This is a genomic window from Ralstonia sp. GX3-BWBA, assembly GCF_003290055.1.
Classification (GTDB): Bacteria; Pseudomonadota; Gammaproteobacteria; order Burkholderiales; family Burkholderiaceae; genus Ralstonia; species Ralstonia holmesii.
The window spans coordinates 150477-168637 of sequence record NZ_QMKS01000020.1; the positions used below are offsets into that span (position 1 = coordinate 150477).

Here is an 18161-nt window from a genome sequence, read left to right on the forward strand (position 1 = left end):
GGCATTCGCCGGAAACCATCCCTTTGAGTTGCTAGTGCTGCGCCAACTGGTCTGCTGACCGGCTGGACGTTCGCGCTTGCCTGTTCTTCTTTTTCAGGATGATTTCGGATGTTGTCCAATCAGGATGCGGCCACCCCGCGCCCCGCCGCGGGTGCGCGCGCGTCGCGACGTGCTGTTCTTTCCGTTGTGCTGGCTGCAATGGCCGTCCACGCCAACGCCGCGCCCCCGGCGCCTTCGCCACGTGGTGCCCAGGCCGCCACCGCCCGGGCTGACGAGGCGCTCCCGCAGCCGCGCTACACCTTGCCGCAGTTGCTGGAGCTGGCCCGCGCCAACCACCCGGCGCTCGCCGCTTCGCAGGCCCAGGTGCAGGCTGCGCAGGCGGGCATCGCCACTGCGCGCGCTTGGCCCAACCCCGAGGTGGAAGCCATGGCCGGCCGCCAGCGTGCCCGCGTGCCGGGTGCGGCGGAAGGCCGCACGAATAGCGTGTCGATCACGCAAAAGCTCGATTTGCCGTGGCAGCGCGCCGCTCGCAAGCAAGCCGCCGATGCTGCGTACGAAGCGTCGCAGGCGACCGCCCGATCCCAGGCGCGCGATGTGGAAGCCGATCTCAAGCTGCGTTTCTACGACGTGGTGCGCCGCGAGGCCGAACAACGCAATGCGCGCGAAGACGTGACGCTGGTCGAGCAGATTCGCCGTGGCGTGGCTGTGCGAGTGGAAACCGGCGAAGCCCCGCGCTATGAACTCATCCGTGGCGACGCAGAGCTGCTCAACGCGCAGCGCAACGAACAGGCCGCCGCACTGCGTGTGCAACAGGCGCTGGCAGAACTGCGCCGCGCCGTGGGTGCCGATCTGCCGCTGACGTTCGATGTCGATGCCGGAGCGGAGACGCCCTCCGTGGCGCATCTGCCGCCTCTGGCCGATCTGGTCAGTACGGTTCTCGCCACGCATCCGGAGCTGGAAGCCGACCGCGCCGCCGTGCGCGAGGCCGAGGCCCGCCTGGCGCACGAGCGCAGCCAGCGTTGGCCGTCGCTTGCGCTGCGCGGGTCGGTCGATCGTCAGCCCGACCTGCAGGACAGCCGCGTGGGTCTGGTGATGTCGATTCCGCTCTTTGACCGACGTGAAGGCCCGGTGGGCGAAGCCGTGGCCGCCCGTGAACGTGCTCGCGCCATGTTGCGCGACCGCGAGTTGCGTGTGCGCCAGGCGGTGGAATCCGCCTATCGCCAATACGAGATTGCGGAGTCGCAAGTCAGCGCGCTCGAATCCGGCGTCATCAAGCAGGCTGAATCGGCGCTGCGCGTGGCCGAAGCCGCATACCGCCACGGCGAGCGCGGGATTCTCGACTACCTCGACGCCCAGCGCGTTTTCCGCCAGGCACGTAACGACCTCATTGCCGCACGCGCCGACCTGCGCACCGCCGCCGTCGAACTCGACCGCCTGCGCCCGGAGGCCCAATGACACGCCCGATCTGCCGCGTTGCCTCCCGAACTTACGAATCCAGCCTCACCATGAACGCACCTTCTTCCTTCTCTTCTTCGATCCGGCTGGCCGGCGTTGCCCTGGCGGCGATGCTGTTGCTGGGCGCCTGCGGCAAAGACGCCGGCAACGATCCCAAGGCCGCGCCACAGGCCACCGACCCGAATCTCGTGGTTGCGCAACCCACGCTGGTGCAGCGCCTGAAGGTGGTGCCGGTCGGCAAGCAGCCGATTGCGGAACGCCTGCGGGTGCCGGGGCAGATCGCATTTGACGAACAACGCGTTGCCCGCATCGGTGCCACCGTCACGGGCCGCGTGACGGAGCTGGTTGCCACGCCTGGCCAGAGCGTCAAGGCGGGCGACATCCTGGCGCAATTGCACAGCACGGAGCTCGGTGCCGCGCAGCTCGGCTATCAGAAGGCCGCTGCGCAGCGCGACTTGCAGGTGCGTGCGTTGGAACGCGCCAAGCTGCTGCTGGCCGCCGACGTGATCGGCTCGGCTGAGCTGCAGAAGCGCAAGAGCGAACTGGCGATGGCCGATGCCGAAGTGCGCGCAGCCGTCGACCAATTGCGCGTGATGGGTGTGTCCCCTGGCACGCTGGCGAAGATGCGCACGGGCGGCATGTCGTCCATCTCGCCCGTGGTGGCCAGCATCAGCGGCACGGTGGTGGAGCGCAAGGTGACGCGCGGCCAGGTGGTGCAGCCGGCCGATGAGCTGTTCACCGTGGCCGATCTGTCGCGCGTGTGGGTGGTGGGCGAAGTGCCTGAGAACGCTGCCGCTGGCGTGCGCGCGGGCCAGGCCGTGGAGATCGACACCGGCGCGGGCGAGCGCATTGTGGGCAAGCTGATCTGGGTGTCGGACATTGTTGACCCGCAAACGCGTACCGTCACGGTGCGCACTGAAGTCGACAACGCAGAGCGCACGCTCAAGCCGTCGATGCTGGCCACGCTGATCATTCAGTCGCGCCCGGAAGAACGCGTGGTGGTGCCGACCTCCGCCGTGGTGCGTGAAGACAACCGCGACTACGTGTTCGTGCGCACCAGCAATACGAACTACCAGCTCACGCCGGTCAAGCTGGGCGATGAATCGAACGGCGTGCGCCCGGTCGTCTCCGGCGTGCAAGCCGGCCAGCCCATCGTCGTTGAAGGGGGCTTCCATCTGAACAACGAGCGCAAGCGCGCCGAGATGGAGGGCGCATGATCGACGCATTGATTCGCGGCGCGCTCAAGCAGCGGCTCGTGGTGGCCGTGATCGCCGCCGTGCTGCTGTTCTTCGGGTTTGACGCCGCACGCAAGCTCTCGCTTGACGCGTTTCCGGACGTGACCAACGTGCAGGTGCAGATCGCCACGGAAGCGCCGGGGCGCTCGCCCGAAGAGGTTGAACGCTTTGTGACCGTGCCGGTGGAGATGGCCATGACCGGCCTGCCGGCGCTCACGGAGATGCGTTCGCTCAACAAGCCGGGCCTGTCGCTCATCACGCTCGTCTTCACCGATGAGACCGACGTGTACTTCGCACGCCAGCTTGTGATGGAGCGATTGATCGAGGTGCAGTCCCGCATGCCCGCAGGCGTGACGCCGGTGCTCGGCCCCGTGTCTACGGGCCTGGGCGAGGTGTATCAATACACGCTCGACAAACCGGATGACGGCGACAAGGAGCTCTCGGTCGAGGAACTCACCCAGCGCCGTATCGCGCAGGACTGGGTGGTGCGTCCGCTGCTGCGTTCGATTCCGGGCGTGGCCGAGATCAACTCGCAGGGCGGCTATGAGAAGCAGTATCAGGTGCTCGTCAACCCGGAACGCCTGCGCCACCACAACGTGACGGTCAAGCAGGTGTTCGAGGCGCTGGCCGCCAACAACGCCAACTCCGGCGGTGGCGTGTTGCCGCACTTTGCCGAGCAATACCTGATCCGCGGCGTGGGCCTGGTGCGTGACACCAACGACATCGGCGCCATCGTGCTCAAGGAGGTCAACGGCACGCCGCTGACGATCCGCGATGTGGCTGAGGTGAAGATTGGCACGGCGGTGCGCGCGGGGGCGGTAGTCAAGAACGGCGTGACGGAATCTGTTGGTGGCGTCGTGATGATGATGCGCGGCGGCAACGCCAAGGAAGTCGTCGCCCGCATCCAGGATCGCGTCAAGGCGATCAACAACGACGGCATGCTGCCAGACGGCCTGAAGATCGTGCCGTACTACGAGCGCTCGGACTTGGTGGATTCGGCATTGCAGACCGTCATCAAGGTGCTGGCCGAAGGCGTGGTGCTGGTGGTGATCGTGCTGCTGCTGTTTCTGGGTGACATCCGTTCGTCGCTTATCGTGGTGGGCACGCTGATCCTCACACCGTTGCTGACGTTCATGGCGATGAACAAGCTCGGCATCTCGGCCAATTTGATGTCACTAGGCGGGTTGGCCATCGCCATCGGCTTGATGGTCGATGGCTCCGTGGTGGTGGTCGAGAACGCCTTTGCGCACCTGGCCAAGCCGCGCGACCCGAACGAGAGCCGCGCGCGCGTCATCCTGCATGCCGTGACGGAGGTGGCAACGCCCGTGATCTTTGGCGTGGGCATCATCATCCTGGTGTTCCTGCCGCTGATGACGCTGGAGGGCATGGAAGGCAAGATGTTTGCGCCGCTGGCCTTCACGATTGCCATTGCGCTGTTCTTCTCGCTGGTGCTGTCGCTGACGCTGACGCCGGTGCTGTCGTCGTATCTGCTCAAGCCCAAAGCGCACAAGCATGTGGAAGGTGAACACAGTGACGACCCACATGCCGAACACGACGCGCATGACACGTGGCTGATTCGCAAGATGAAGAAGCCGTATCTGCGGTTGCTGGAGCTGAGCCTGAACAACGGACATAAGACCGTCATCGTGGCGGTGGCGGTATTTCTCGCCACCGGCGCACTGATGCCGTTCCTGGGCACGGCGTTCATTCCCGAGATGAGGGAAGGCTCGGTGGTGCCTGGCATCAACCGTGCGCCGAACATCTCGCTGGAAGAGTCGATCCGCATGGAGATGGAAGCCATGCGCCTGGTGATGCAGGTGCCGGGCGTGAAGTCGGCGGTCTCGGGTGTGGGCCGTGGTGAATCGCCGGCAGATCCGCAGGGCCAGAATGAATCGACACCGATCGTGTCATTGAAACCTCGCGACGAATGGCCCAAGGGCTGGAATCAGGACGACATTGCCGAGGCGATGCGCAAGGCGCTGCAGGTGCTGCCCGGCGTGCAGATCGTCATGGCGCAGCCGATCTCCGACCGCGTGGATGAGATGGTGACCGGTGTGCGTTCCGATGTGGCCATCAAGGTGTTTGGCGACGACCTGAACACGCTGCGCGAAAAGGCCGAGGCGATTGCCAAGGTGGCGCAGGGCATCCAGGGCGCGCAGGACATGCGTGTCGAGCGCATTACCGGCCAGCAGTACCTGCAGATCGCAATCGACCGCCAGGCCATCGCGCGTCACGGCCTGAACGCGGCCGACGTGCACAACGTGATCGAAACCGCCATCGGCGGCAAGGAAGCGACGGAGGTCTTCGAAGGCGAGCGCCGCTTCAGCGCGGTGGTGCGCCTGCCGGAAGCGTATCGCGGCAGCGTGGAGGCCATCCGCAACCTGATCGTGGCCGCACCCAACGGGGCACAAGTGCCGTTGGAAAGCATCGCCCGCATTGATGTGACCGACGGCCCCGCGCAGATCAGCCGCGAACTGGGCAAGCGCCGCGTGGTGGTGGGCGTGAACGTGCGTGACCGCGATCTGGGCGGCTTCGTGGCCGAGCTGCAGTCAGCCGTGGCGCAGAAGGTCAAGCTGCCCGAGGGCTACTACCTGGAGTGGGGCGGCCAGTTCCAGAACATGGAACGCGCCATGGGCCACTTGAAGGTGATCGTGCCGATTACGGTGGCCGCCATCTTCTTCCTGCTCTTCCTGCTGTTCAACTCCGTGCGTTACGCCACGCTGATCATCCTGGTGCTGCCGTTTGCATCGGTGGGCGGGATCATCGGGCTGTTCGTCACGGGTGAATACCTGTCCGTGCCGGCATCGGTCGGCTTCGTGGCGCTATGGGGCATCGCGGTGCTCAATGGCGTGGTGCTGGTCAGCACGATCCGCAGCTTGCGCGAGCAGGGCATGTCGGTGGAGGAATCCGTGCGGCTGGGCTCGCGCATGCGCTTCCGCCCCGTGATGATGACGGCCACGGTGGCCATGCTGGGTTTGATCCCGTTCCTGTTTGCCACGGGGCCGGGCTCGGAAGTGCAACGGCCGCTGGCCATCGTCGTGATCGGCGGTCTGCTGACCTGCACGCTGCTCACGCTGGTGATGCTGCCCACGCTGTACAAATGGTTTGATGAGGAGTCGAAGGCATGAAGGAAATCCGCATCGTAGTGCGCCCGCAACTACTGGAACGCATGCATGAAGCGCTGCGCAGTTGCCCGGGCTTTCCGGGCATGGCGGTGGGTGAGGTGAACGCCTATCCACCGGCGGCTTCCCAGGCCGGCGCGCATTCCATCAAGGAGGACCTGACGGAGTTCGTGCCGCGCGTGCGCATCGAGATCGTTGCGTCGGATGCGCTGGCCAGCGTGCTGTTCGAGAGTGCCGTCAAGGTGCTGGAGCACGGCCAGACCGGCGACAGCGCCATCTGGATGACCGACGTGATGCAGGCCACTTTCCTGCATCGCACTGGTTGAGAATCGTGTAACGCGCGCATGAAAAACGGCGGACCCTGTCCGCCGTAAATCAGGAGCCAACGTTGCAACGGGCTGCTTCCCAACACACACGGGAAGCGGCCCGTTTGCTTTGGCGCTTACCGCTTGATGTCGGTCAGATGCTTCATGAGACCTTCGTAGCGGAACTTGTGGATCGGACGGTCCATCGACTGCATTTCCTGCAACTGCACCGCTTGCGGACGCAGCGATCCGGTCGGCGTCACAGCCTGGGCACGCAGCGTTGCAACAGCCGGCTGCATGTTCTGGATGCCGACGATCTGGTCATACAGCGCCTTGTCGATGATCTGCGCGTTGTACAGCTGCGTCGCATCGCCGGCGATGTTGGTCGTCGTCGCCTTGTTGGTGATGGTGCCGGCCTGCGCCAGCAGCGCGCTCCACAGCGTCGGGCTGTAGTTGGTCACGTAGTAGTCCAGGCCCGTCGGGTTCGCCAGCACGGCCGAGCACGTCGGCAGGGTGACCTGTGCGGTCTGCTGGTCCAGCACCACCGTTTGCGTCTGCGCCAGCCCATCGCCGTAGGCAATCGTGAGCGGGATGTTCCATTGATAGCCGGAATAGACGTTCTTGTTCGGGAACGCCTTCTGCGTGATCGTCAGCACGTTCTGGTTGGTGGCCGGGTTGCACTGCGCATCGATGCTGACCAGCGGCACGCCGGTCTGGCGCACAAAGCTGTCGCCTACCTTGCCGACGGGCTTGCCGCTGGCGGCTTCCAGCTCCGCCCACAGGCGCGGCGGCGTGCCATTGCCGAACTTGTACTTGTTCAGGTAGCTCTGCAGCCCCTTGCGCATGGCATCCTTGCCGACGTAATTCTCGATCATCTGCAAGACATGGCCGCCCTTGTTGTAGGCAAAGCGGTCGAGGAAGTCCATCGAGCCGGCGTCGCTCAGGTTGTGCTGTACCGGTACGGCGGTCGGCTGCAGGTCCAACGTGTAGACGCGCTGCTTGACGGCTGCATAGTCGGCCCAGGTGTTGCCCTGGAACTCGGGATGCAGCGCGATCTTGGTGACGTTCTCGAACCAGTTGGCGAAAGATTCGTTCAACCAGATGTCGTCCCACCAGTCCAGCGTGACGAGGTCGCCAAACCATTGGTGCGCCAGTTCATGCGACACCACAACGAACGAGCGCGCCTTGCCCATCGAGTGGACGGTTGTCGGTGCGCCATCGGGCGGCACCAGCACCTGGTCGGCAAACTCGAAGATGGCGCCCCAGTTCTCCATGCCGCCAAAGCCGGCATTCTTGTTGTCGTAGCTGTCGTTGGCGACGATGGTGTCCATCTTGTCGAACGGCAGTGGGATCTGGAAGTAGTTGTAATAGTGGTTCAGCGCTTCCTTCGTGAACTGCATGCCGGCCACCGCCGAGTGTGCCTCGCCAGGCGGCACCCACCAGCGCAGGCGCATGCTGCTGCCATCGAGCGGGTTGGTGAACTGGTCTTCCAGAATGTCGAACTTGCCGCCGCCGAAGAACAGGAGGTAAGCAGGCATCGACGGCGTCTTGGCAAACGACACCTGCTGATAGCCATCCGGTAGTTTGGTCGCGCCGGTCTGCCTGCCGTTGGCCACGGCCTTCCAGTCGCCCGGAATTTCGGCCGTCACCTCGAAGGTGTTGCGGAAGGCCGGCTCATCCCAGCTCGGGAACCACTCGCGCGCGAAGTTCGATTCGCCTTGCGTGACGATGGCGTCAGAGCTCTCGCCCGTTGCGGCCTGCAGGCCCAGCTTGAAGATGCCTTCAGCCTTGGTGAAGTTGATCGTGCCCGTCCATTCCATATGGAGCACGTAGTTGCCGGGCTTGATGTCTCCGGTCGGGTCGCGCAGATCGTAGAAGGCCCCTTGCGATTGCGGAATCGGCACCAGCACGCGCGATGCGCCGTTGCCCGAGGTGGGCGTGAGCGTCAGGCGCGAGGCGTCGAGCTTCAGGTCGCGCACGGCCAGCGTGACGGCGCCGGTCTGCTTGGTGACCTTGATCTCTACGTCGGCGCGGCCCGAGAAGCTGTTCAGGTCTGCGCTGGGGCGGAACCACAGCTTGTAGTTGACGGGCTTGATGTAGTCCGGCAGTTCCACCGGGGGCACCGATGCATCGACGGCCGGCGCCTGCGCATTGGTGTTGCCTGTATTGGTATTGCCCTGCTGCTGCGAGCCGTTTGCGTCCAGCTTGCCGCCGGCCGGGGTAAGCCCGTCATCTCCGCCGCCGCCGCACGCGGCCAGAATCAGCGCGGCCGCAGCCTGAGCCACAAGTGCCAGCTTGAACGAACGACGTGTCCGGGCGCTGTAGGCGCGTCCGGTGCGTGTCGTGGCCGTACGACGGTGGGTTGTCGAATCCCGCATTGCATTTCTCCTGAGGTGGAAACGAATCGGCGGCCCAGGGCTCAAAAGAAAATGGGGGGCAGGCCGCAGAATCGGGACAAGGAATTACCCGCTTCTTGCGCGGTGCAAATCACAGCCCGCGCACGGGATGCACGGATTCTGGAGGAAACGGCCTGCGAATCGAGACGAAGTTTTTTAAATCACGTGCAAGGGAAGACGCCGGGGAATTTGCAGTTTTTGGCATGCGCATACGCAAAGCTGCGGCCACTTCCCGGGGTGCTTGGTGACATCTGCAAAGCGCGTTGAAAAAATGAAATGCGTTTCTCGCTTCGTGAAAATATCTTAAAAATTGAAGCGGCTATTTTTACAACGCCAGATAAAGCAAAACTAAATGCGGGGCGGGATTGGAAATTCCCGTCGGGGAACTTTCTCGGTATTCGGCAAGGTATTGCGCTGCAGCAGCTGAGTGACGATCGCCTGCCTGGGGGTAATCCTTCCGGATGAGGCTGGTGCTGTGCGCGGTGTTACACAAAGCCGTTACGCTTGCAAGGTTTGCGAAGTGTTTTCTGTTTTCCGTAGAGCGATTCATGCAATCCGCGTCCGATAGCGTCAGCAGCCCGGCGGCTGTGGGTGTCAACCTGATCGATTTCTTCGATGTCACCCCCACGTCATTGTGGCTGGAGGATTACAGCGACCTGCACCGCCTCTTTGCCCAATGGCGTGCCGCCGGCGTGACCGATCTGCAGCGCTTTCTGGAAGAGGACGCATCACGCGTGGCGGCGTGTTCCGCCTGCATCAAGGTGCTGCGCGTGAACCGGCGCACGTTGTCCATGTACGCCGCGCCAGATGCCGAAACCCTCACCGCGCGCCTGGCCGACGTACTGCGCGACGACATGCTCGAAGCCCACGTGGGCGAACTCGTTCAGCTCTGGTCTGGCGAGCCGTCGTTCGAGAGCCGCAGCGTCAACTACACGCTCGATGGCCGCCGCCTCGATATCCTGCTCAAGGGCGTTGTCCTGCCCGATCACGACCAGCCGTGGGACCGCGTGCTGGTGGCCGTGGACGACATCACCGAACTCGAAGACGCCCGCCGCCGTGCCGCGGCCAGCCAGCTCTATGCGCGCGGCGTGTTCGAGCACGCGCCGGTGTCGCTGTGGGTGGAGAACTTCAGCACCATCAAGATGCTGCTGGACGAAGTGCGCATGCAGGGCATCACCGATTTCCGCACCTTTACCGACGTGCATCCCGAGTTTGTCGAGCGCTGCATGCAGGAGATCCAGGTGCTCGACGTCAACGGCTTCACGCTGGAGATGTTCAAGGCACGCAACCGCAACGACTTGCTTGCCCGTTTGCCGGAAATCTTTCGCGACGACATGCGCTCGCACTTTCGCGAGCAGTTGATCGACCTGTGGGAAGGCAGGCTCTTCCAGCAGCGCGAGGTGGTCAACTATGGGCTCGATGGCAACACGCTGAACATCCACCTGCAGTTCTCTGTCTTCCCCGGGCGCGAGAAGGATTGGGACATGGTGCTGCTGGCGCTGACCGACATCACCGCGCGCAAGAAGGCTGAGTCGTATCTCGAATATCTCGGCAAGCACGACGTGCTGACCAAGCTGAAGAACCGCTCGTTCTACGTAGACGAGATCAACCGGCTGGAGCGCAAGGGCCCGTTTCCGGTCACGGTCATCATGATCGACCTGAACGACTTGAAGCGCGTGAATGACCAACTCGGCCACGCCGCAGGCGACGCGCTGCTGCGCCGCGCCGGCGAGGTGCTCAGCAAGGCCATCGACAAGCCCGCACACGCCGCGCGCATTGGCGGCGATGAGTTTGCCGTGCTACTGCCCGGCGCCGACGCCCAGGCCGGTGCTGCGCTGGTGGAGAGCCTGCGCAAGCTGGTCGAACTCAACAACCAGTTCTATCCGGGCGCGGTGCTCGGCTTTTCCATGGGCTGCGCCACCTGCCACGAAGGCGGGCGTCTGGAAGAAACGCTGCGCGAAGCCGATGTCGCAATGTACGAAGACAAGCGGATCCAGCACGAAGGCGGACGCCCGGCATAACCGCGGCGCTCTGCGCGCGCTGTGCACCGATCCTGGGGCCCGAACGAGCTGGCCCCGGTGCTGATGCACTGACAGACTGCGCTCACACTGCCTTTCTTCAGAAGTCAGTCGGTGCAAAAAACCGTTCGTGCAGTTCTCCCAGCCCCAGCGTGCTGATCACCTCGTTCAGCCGCTCGGTCGGGCGGCGGCGCGGCAGGTCTTTGTACTGCGCGATGATCAACTCGTTCTTCATCGAGTGTTCCCACCCGACGAGTTCCGTCACGCTGACCTGATAGCCGTGCGCTTCAAGCTGCAGACAGCGCAGCACGTTGGTGACCTGGCTGCCGAATTCGCGCGTGTGCAGCGGGTGGCGCCAGATTTCCGTGAGCGCGTTGCCGAGCGACTTGCCCTTGTTCTTGCGCAGCACGCCGGCCACCTCCGCCTGGCAACACGGCACGAGCACGATGTATTGCGCGTGCTTTTCAAGCGCAAAGCGGATTGCATCGTCCGTGGCGGTATTGCACGCATGCAGTGCGGTCACGATGTCGATGGTGGGCGGCAGCCTGTCAGACGTGATCGATTCCGCCACCGACAGGTTCAGGAACGACATCCCCTTGAAGCCCAGCCGCGCGGCAAGCTCGGTCGACTTGGCGACCAGCTCTTCGCGCGTTTCAATGCCGTAAATGTGCGAGGTGCCATCGCCCGGCTGCTCTTTGCAGAACAGGTCGTACAGGATGAAGCCGAGGTAAGACTTGCCCGCGCCGTGGTCGACCAGCGTGACGTGCCCCTTGGCTTGCTGCACGTCGGCCATCAGCGGCTCGATGAACTGGAACAGGTGATAGACCTGCTTGAGCTTGCGGCGGCTGTCCTGGTTCATCTTGCCGTCGCGCGTCAGGATGTGCAGTTCCTTGAGCAGCTCGATCGACTGGTTGGGGCGGATTTCGTGGGTCTTGTTGGACATCGTCAGGACAGCCTGGGCGACATGCCGCACGGAATGGGACCGGTGCGGCGGCGCGGAGAAAAAGCGGAAAGAGGGCGTCAGTTTACCGAAAAGCGGGGTGGGCGACGGCAAGCGCACCCTAAATGGGCGCCATGCGCGACCTCGTTTGCCCGCGCTCAGACAGGATGTGACAATAGCGCCCCGCTTGTCTGCCCCGCATAAGCCATCCACCCCCCGCATGTCCGAAACACCCAACGCCCCCCTCGTTGCCGTCATCGGCGCCGGCCCCGCCGGGCTGATGGCCGCTGAAGTCCTGTCGCGCAACGGTGTGCGCGTGGAGGTGTTCGATGCCATGCCTTCGGCCGGACGCAAATTCCTGCTGGCGGGCATTGGCGGGATGAACATCACGCATTCCGAGCCGATCGACGCGTTTCTCGGCCGCTATCGCACGCGGCGCGATGCGCTGGCGCCGCTTATTGACCGCTTCAGCCCGGATGCCCTGCGCGCCTGGATTCACGGGCTTGGCATCGACACGTTTGTCGGCAGTTCGGGCCGTGTGTTTCCGACCGAGATGAAGGCTGCGCCCTTGCTGCGCGCATGGCTGCACCGGCTGCGCGAGGCCGGCGTGCAGTTGCATATGCGGCATCGCTGGGTGGGGTGGGCAGAGCCATCGGACCACGCGCAGGTGCTGCGCTTTGAAACCACCGATGTTGAACGCCTCGTGCAAGCCGATGCCGTGGTGCTTGCCATGGGCGGCAGCAGTTGGCCGCGCCTGGGCTCTGACGGCGCCTGGGTGCCTTTGTTGCAGGCGCGCAGCGTGCAGGTGCAGCCATTGCGGCCAGCCAACTGCGGGTTCGATGCCGATTGGAGCGCGCATTTCCAGGAGCGCTTTGCGGGGCGGCCGGTCAAGTCGGTCGCCATCGGCTTGCCGTCGGGCGATGGCGGCGCGCTGCAATTCCGCCAGGGCGAGTTCGTCGTCACGCAGACGGGCATTGAAGGCAGCCTCGTCTATGCGTTGTCGGCGCCCATCCGCGATGCGCTGTCCGCAGAGGGCGGCGTGACGATCTGGCTTGACCTTGCGCCGGGCTGGAGCGCGCAACGTGTGAGTGATGAACTGATGCGTCCGCGCGGCGCGCGTTCGATGTCGAGCCATCTGCAAAGCAAGCTGAACATCACGGGCGTGAAGCTCGGGTTGCTGCGTGAGTGCCTGAGCAAGGAAGCATTTGCCGATCTTGCCCAGTTGGCCAAAGCCATCAAGGCGCTGCCGTTGCGGCTCACACGCACCCGGCCCATTGACGAGGCGATCAGCACTGCAGGCGGTGTCGCGTTTGAAGCGTTGGATGCGAAGCTGATGATCGAGCGTCTGCCGGGCGTGTTCTGCGCCGGCGAGATGCTCGATTGGGAAGCGCCGACGGGCGGCTATCTGCTGACGGCGTGTTTTGCGAGCGGCGCTGCCGCGGGGCAGGGCGCGCTCGACTATCTGGCGACGATGGCGCGCTGAATGACTGGCCTATTGGCGTGCCTTCAGGCGCCACAACGACGTCACCTCGGCAACGCGGGCGCGATAGAGTGGGTCGTTTTCATCGCTCGCCTTCGGGTGCTTCGGCTTGATGTCTTCACGGCCCACGACCTGAAGGCCGGCTGCGTCGATCATCGCCAGTAGCGCATCGCGCGTGCGCAGGCCCAGGTGCTCGGCAAAGTCCGACAGGATCAACCAACCTTCGCCGTTGGGCTCCAGGTGTGCGGCCAGCCCATTCAGGAAGCTGCGCAGCATGCGGCTGTCAGGGTCGTAAACGGCGCGCTCGATGGGCGAGCTGGGCCGTGCCGGCAGCCACGGTGGGTTGCACACGATCAGTGGCGCACGCCCTTCGGGAAACAGATCGGCTTCAACAATGTCGACGTGGGTTTGCAGCCCGAGGCGCGCCACGTTCTCACGGGCGCAGGCCAGGGCACGTGGGTCCTGATCCGTGCCGATGACGCGCTTCACGCCGCGTTTGGCCAGCACCGCCGCGAGCACGCCCGTGCCCGTGCCAATGTCGAACGCCAGCGCTTTTGAAGGCAACGGCGCCTTCGCCACCAGATCGATGTATTCGCCACGCACCGGCGAGAACACGCCGTAGTGCGGGTGAATGCGCTCACCTCCGAGCGCGGGAATCTCGACACCTTTCTTGCGCCACTCATGCGCGCCGATCAGGCCCAGCAGCTCACGCAGCGAGACGACGGAGGCGGCGCTGCTCGTGCCGTAGGCCTCCGTGCAGGCTTCGCGCATGTCAGGCGCGCGGCGCAGCGGGATGCCGTAGTCCGCATCCAGAGGGATCAGCAGCATGCCGAGCGTGCGTGCGCGCTGCGATTGCGCCTGGCGGTGCAGGTTGAACGCATCGATGGCAGAGGTGGCTTCCTTGCGCGCCTTGCCGGGTTTGCGATCAGTGCGGCGGGACATGGCCTGCAGCAGTTGGCGCGCGTTCTGGAAATCGCCCTGCCAGAGCAGTGCGGTGCCTTCGCAGGCGAGGCGGTAAGCCGCATCGGCGGTGGTGCGATCGTCCGCAACGACCACGCGCTTGGGCGGCGGATTGCCGGCTTCGGAGCGCCAGAGGACAGTATGGACGGCGTCGCTGCTGGCTTCAGGGCGGTCGTCGGTCCAGGTGAGGGTGGGGTGATCGGTCACGGGGGAAATGGCAGGAAAGCCGGGAGGGTGCGGTAGTGGGCGACACAATACCGCTGTCGGCCTGATCGCACAAATGCGGAGGGGCGACCCGGACGCCCTCCGCGGCAGCGCTGGAGTGACTCGGTTTCGGCGAAGCCCCCATGTCATTAAAGGCCCAATGCCCCGCTCTGCGCTGGAGAGGATGCGGCGCTATATCGCCGGCGAGCCGGTTGATCGCCCTGATTCTTCTTCGGAAGTGATGCTTTTGCCACCTAAAGACGGCTGTCCGACGGGGCAGGCAGTGTAAACTCCAGCCTTTTTTCGGCACTCGTAGCATGGCGCACGCCCAGCAACGCAGGGCGCTCAGCGGCCCTGCGCTGATCCGCATTCTTGCTCGCCTGACGGACGTCGACGTTTCCGCATCCGCGCAGCCCATCTCAGACCGGTTGAGCCAATGGCTCAGTTGGACGGATGCCATCACGCTTTCGTCGGCACTGAGCGCGGCACCGCCCGCCATTGCGTCCAGCACGCGGCCCGTCGGCCCGGACGCCGAGACCATCGGTAGCCGTGTCCGCGCAGCGCTGACGAAGTCCATCGCGTCCAGTTGCGCGCCCGATGCCAGGACGGGCCCACGCGCGCCGATCCAGAGCCCCTCGGCGCCGCTGGTGGTCGACTATGCCGATTTTCGGCAGCGCTACGTGCTGATGCAGCAGACGATGGAGCTGGAGATCAGTGAGCTGCGTGGCCGCTTGCGGCGCTTGCTGGCAGCCAGAACGCCCGACCTCGCGCGCCTCGCGGTATTGGACGCCAGCATGGAGCAGGCGCTCGCGGGCCGCGAACGTTCGTTGCTGGGGACCATTCCGTCGATGCTGGGGCCGTACTTCGAGCGCTTGCGCACGGCCGAGCAGCAGCGGCAGGCCGAGTTGCCCGCAGAGGGCCAAGCCACCCAATCCACATCCCGCGCCTGGCTGGATGCGTTCCGCAAGGATATGCAGAGCGTGCTCCTGGCCGAGCTTGATGTTCGTTTTCAACCGGTCGACGGGTTGCTTGCAGCCCTTCGCCCCCGCTAAGCGGGACAGACACCATTCATGTCCAGACTTCACCTGAATCTCATCGTTTTCTTTGTCGGGCTGGCGGCCTTGGGGTGGATTGCCGGCGGTTACCTCGTTGGCGGAAATCTGCTGGCGCTGGCTGTCACGCTCGTGATTGGTGCCACCTATGTGGCCGGCGCCCTGGAGCTGCGCCGCTATCGCCACGCCACGGGCACGGTCACGCAGGCCGTGGCGGGGCTGTCCGAGCCACCGCCCAAGCTGTCTGCCTGGCTGGAACAGCTGCACCCGAGCCTGCGCAATGCCGTGCGCCTGCGCGTGGAAGGCGAACGCGTTGCACTGCCTGCGCCCGCGTTGACGCCGTATCTGGTGGGCCTGCTGGTGCTGCTCGGCATGCTGGGCACGCTGCTTGGCATGGTGGTGACGCTCAAGGGCACGGGCGCGGCGCTGGAGAGCGCGACGGATTTGCAGGCGATCCGCGCATCGCTTGCTGCCCCGATCAAGGGGTTGGGATTCTCGTTCGGTACCTCGATTGCCGGTGTGGCGACGTCCGCCATGCTGGGGTTGCTCTCGGCGCTGTGCCGGCGCGAGCGGCTGCAGGCAGTCCAGGCGCTCGACGCAAAGATCGCGACCACGTTGCGCATCTATTCGCACGCGCATCAGCGTGAAGAGACGTTCAAGCTTCTGCAGCGGCAATCCGATGTGATGCCCGCGCTGGTTGACCGGCTGCAGGCGATGATGACGTCGCTGGAGCAGCAGGGCGCAGCCAGCAGCGAGCGGCAGATCGCCGCCCAGCAGGCATTTCTCGATAAGACGGAAGCCGCCTACAGCCAGCTTGCTTCCTCGGTTGGCGAGTCCCTGAAGGACAGTGCCGCCGAAAGCGCACGCGTTGCCAGCGCCGCGCTGCAGCCTGTGGTGGAAACGACGATGGCTGGTCTCGCGCGTGAATCGGCCGCGCTGCAGGAGACGGTCACGCACGCGGTGCAGCGTCAGCTCGACGGCCTGTCGACCCGCTTTGAAGCCACGGCCGAAACGGTTTCGGGCATCTGGAACAACGCCTTGTCGGCGCACCAACGCTCCAGCGAAGCGCTGGTTGGCCAGGTTGGCACCTCGCTCGACCGGTTTGCTGAAACATTCGAGCAGCGCTCGGCGCGGTTGCTCGATGGCGTTACCGACCGACTGGACGCCACGGCAGGCGGCTTGGCCGCTGCCTGGCGTGATGCGCTTGCCCGGCAAGAACACGCCCACACCGAACTGGCCGTCCAGAACCAGCGCGCGCTGGAGGCCGCTGCCGCCACGTTCGAGCAACACGCCGTGTCGCTGCAAGACGCATCGCGCCAGTCGCACACCGCGCTGCAGGCCGCGCTGGAAGCACGAGACGCGCAACGTCTGGCGGCCTGGACCGAGGCGCTCAGCGCAACGGGCGGGAAGCTGAGTCAGGCGTGGGAGAAAGCGGGCGCCGATACGGCCAATCGTCAACAGGACATCTGCAATGCGCTGGCGCAGACCGCGCGCGATATCGCTTCGCAGCAGGAGGCATCGCGCCAATCGAATGCCACGCTGCAAGCCGCCCTGGAAGCGCGCGACGCGCAACGTTTGGCAGCCTGGACCGATGCACTCGGCGCGATGGGCGCCAAGCTGAGCGAGGTGTGGGAAAAAACAGGCGCCGATACGGCAAGCCGTCAGCAACAGATTTGCGATGCACTGGCGCAAACCGCGCGCGACATCTCTGCGCAAACGCAGGCGCACGCCAACAACACGATCAGCGAGATTTCTCGCCTGGTACAGGCTGCATCGGAAGCGCCCAAGGCTGCGGCCGAAGTGGTGGCCGAGCTGCGCCAGAAGCTGTCCGACAGCATGGTGCGCGATACCGCGATGCTGGACGAGCGTGCGCGCCTGCTTGGCACGCTCGAAACGCTGCTCGACGCCGTCAACCATGCATCGACCGAGCAACGCACAGCGGTGGATGCGCTGGTGGCAACGTCCGCAGATCTGCTGGAGCGCGTGGGCGTGCGGTTCACCGATCGGGTGGAAGCCGAGACCGGCAAGCTCGGCGCGGTGGCCGCGCAGGTGACCGGCAGCGCCGTCGAGGTGGCCAGCCTGGGCGAAGCGTTTGGTGTGGCCGTGCAGCTGTTTGGCGAGTCGAACGACAAGCTTGCAGCCCAGCTCCAGCGCATCGAAGCCGCGCTCGACAAGTCGCTCACGCGCAGCGACGAACAGCTTGCCTACTACGTGGCGCAGGCGCGTGAGGTGATCGACCTGAGCATGCTGTCCCAAAAGCAGATTCTGGAAGACCTGCAACGGCTGGGTGACCAGCGCGCGCTGGCCGGGACCGAAGCGGCATGAGTGACGAGATTGACGGCAGCGTAGATGGCGCAGGTGGCATTGAGGCCACCGCACCGGTTTGGGCCGCGTTTGGTGACCTGATGTCGGTGTTACTGGGCGCGTTTGTGCTGATTCTGGTGGGCGTGATCGGCGTGCAGCTGGAGCTGTCGTCCAAGCTGGAGAGCGAGGTCAAGCAGCGCGAGGCCGAGGCGCAGCGCCGCAAGACGCTGGAGCAGGCGCTTGCTGGCCCGCTGGCGGCCGGGCGCGTGACGCTCGTCAACGGGCGTATCGGCATCAATGGCAATGTGCTGTTCGCGATCAACTCCGATCAGTTGCAACCCGAGGGCCGTGCGCTGATGAAGAGCCTGGCGGGGCCGCTGGCCGCGTATCTCACATCGCGTGAAGAGATCCTGATGGTGAGCGGGTTCTCCGACGATCAGCAGGTACGTGCCGGCAACCGCTTGTTCGCAGATAACTGGGAGCTGTCCGCCAAGCGCGCCTTGACCGTGACGCGCGCCCTGATTGACGAAGGCATTCCCGCCTCCAGCGTGTTTGCGGCAGCGTTTGGTTCGCAGCAGCCCGTGAGTTCCAATGCGGACGACGTTGGCCGTGCGAAGAACCGGCGTGTGGAGATCGCGCCGGTTCCAAGGCAGGCCGCTTCCAACGGTGGACGCCGTGAGCCGCACTGAT

General features: G+C 64.8%; 13 protein-coding genes. 10 read left to right on the forward strand and 3 right to left on the reverse strand.

The window, feature by feature from the left end; all coding sequences use genetic code 11:
• Nucleotides 1-108: 108 nt before the first annotated feature.
• Genes DOD19_RS19530 through DOD19_RS19545 form a run of 4 tightly spaced genes read left to right on the forward strand, consistent with a single transcriptional unit; the run spans nt 109 to nt 6138 of the window.
• Nucleotides 109-1455 (forward strand): TolC family protein, encoded by a 1347-nt coding sequence (locus DOD19_RS19530; protein ID WP_112187432.1) that lies wholly within the window; start codon nt 109-111, stop codon nt 1453-1455.
• Complete coding sequence (locus tag DOD19_RS19535) at nt 1452-2672, forward strand: efflux RND transporter periplasmic adaptor subunit (RefSeq protein ID WP_112187434.1); 1221 nt, start codon at nt 1452-1454, stop codon at nt 2670-2672. The genes DOD19_RS19530 and DOD19_RS19535 overlap by 4 nt, the downstream gene beginning before the upstream one ends.
• Nucleotides 2669-5818, forward strand: coding sequence for an efflux RND transporter permease subunit (locus DOD19_RS19540; RefSeq protein WP_112187436.1), 3150 nt, complete (start codon nt 2669-2671; stop codon nt 5816-5818). Before DOD19_RS19535 ends, DOD19_RS19540 begins: the two co-directional genes overlap by 4 nt.
• A complete protein-coding gene (locus DOD19_RS19545) occupies nt 5815-6138 on the forward strand; it encodes a P-II family nitrogen regulator (RefSeq protein WP_112187438.1) in 324 nt (107 codons plus the stop codon). The genes DOD19_RS19540 and DOD19_RS19545 overlap by 4 nt, the downstream gene beginning before the upstream one ends.
• Nucleotides 6139-6254: 116 nt before the next feature.
• Here the strand turns inward: DOD19_RS19545 and DOD19_RS19550 are convergent, their stop codons facing one another.
• Complete coding sequence (locus DOD19_RS19550; protein WP_024977693.1) at nt 6255-8495, reverse strand: M1 family metallopeptidase; 2241 nt, start codon at nt 8493-8495, stop codon at nt 6255-6257.
• 294 nt (nt 8496-8789) lie between these two features.
• Here DOD19_RS19550 and DOD19_RS27560 point away from each other — a divergent pair, with 294 nt between their 5' ends.
• A complete protein-coding gene (locus DOD19_RS27560; RefSeq protein WP_162634400.1) occupies nt 8790-8978 on the forward strand; it encodes a hypothetical protein in 189 nt (62 codons plus the stop codon).
• A gap of 83 nt (nt 8979-9061) precedes the next feature.
• Complete coding sequence (locus tag DOD19_RS19555; RefSeq protein WP_024977694.1) at nt 9062-10534, forward strand: sensor domain-containing diguanylate cyclase; 1473 nt, start codon at nt 9062-9064, stop codon at nt 10532-10534.
• 97 nt (nt 10535-10631) lie between these two features.
• Here DOD19_RS19555 and DOD19_RS19560 read toward each other — a convergent pair whose 3' ends face one another.
• On the reverse strand, nt 10632-11474 hold the full coding sequence (locus tag DOD19_RS19560; protein WP_024977695.1) for an SAM-dependent methyltransferase: 843 nt from the start codon (nt 11472-11474) through the stop codon (nt 10632-10634).
• Nucleotides 11475-11691: 217 nt separating this feature from the next.
• On the opposite strand from DOD19_RS19560, the gene DOD19_RS19565 reads away from it, so the two are divergent.
• On the forward strand, nt 11692-12954 hold the full coding sequence (locus tag DOD19_RS19565; RefSeq protein ID WP_112187439.1) for a TIGR03862 family flavoprotein: 1263 nt from the start codon (nt 11692-11694) through the stop codon (nt 12952-12954).
• 9 nt (nt 12955-12963) lie between these two features.
• Here the strand turns inward: DOD19_RS19565 and DOD19_RS19570 are convergent, their stop codons facing one another.
• Entirely contained in the window at nt 12964-14118 is a 1155-nt protein-coding gene (locus DOD19_RS19570) for a class I SAM-dependent methyltransferase (protein ID WP_112187441.1), read from the reverse strand.
• A 314-nt stretch (nt 14119-14432) separates the two neighbouring features.
• On the opposite strand from DOD19_RS19570, the gene DOD19_RS19575 reads away from it, so the two are divergent.
• From DOD19_RS19575 to DOD19_RS19585, 3 genes are read left to right on the forward strand one after another with little or no spacing between them, the layout of a single operon-like run.
• Nucleotides 14433-15167 (forward strand): DUF3348 domain-containing protein, encoded by a 735-nt coding sequence (locus DOD19_RS19575; protein ID WP_112187443.1) that lies wholly within the window; start codon nt 14433-14435, stop codon nt 15165-15167.
• An 18-nt stretch (nt 15168-15185) separates the two neighbouring features.
• Nucleotides 15186-17492, forward strand: coding sequence for a DUF802 domain-containing protein (locus DOD19_RS19580; RefSeq protein ID WP_112187445.1), 2307 nt, complete (start codon nt 15186-15188; stop codon nt 17490-17492).
• Nucleotides 17489-18160, forward strand: coding sequence for an OmpA family protein (locus tag DOD19_RS19585; protein ID WP_112187447.1), 672 nt, complete (start codon nt 17489-17491; stop codon nt 18158-18160). The genes DOD19_RS19580 and DOD19_RS19585 overlap by 4 nt, the downstream gene beginning before the upstream one ends.
• Nucleotide 18161 lies beyond the last annotated feature (1 nt).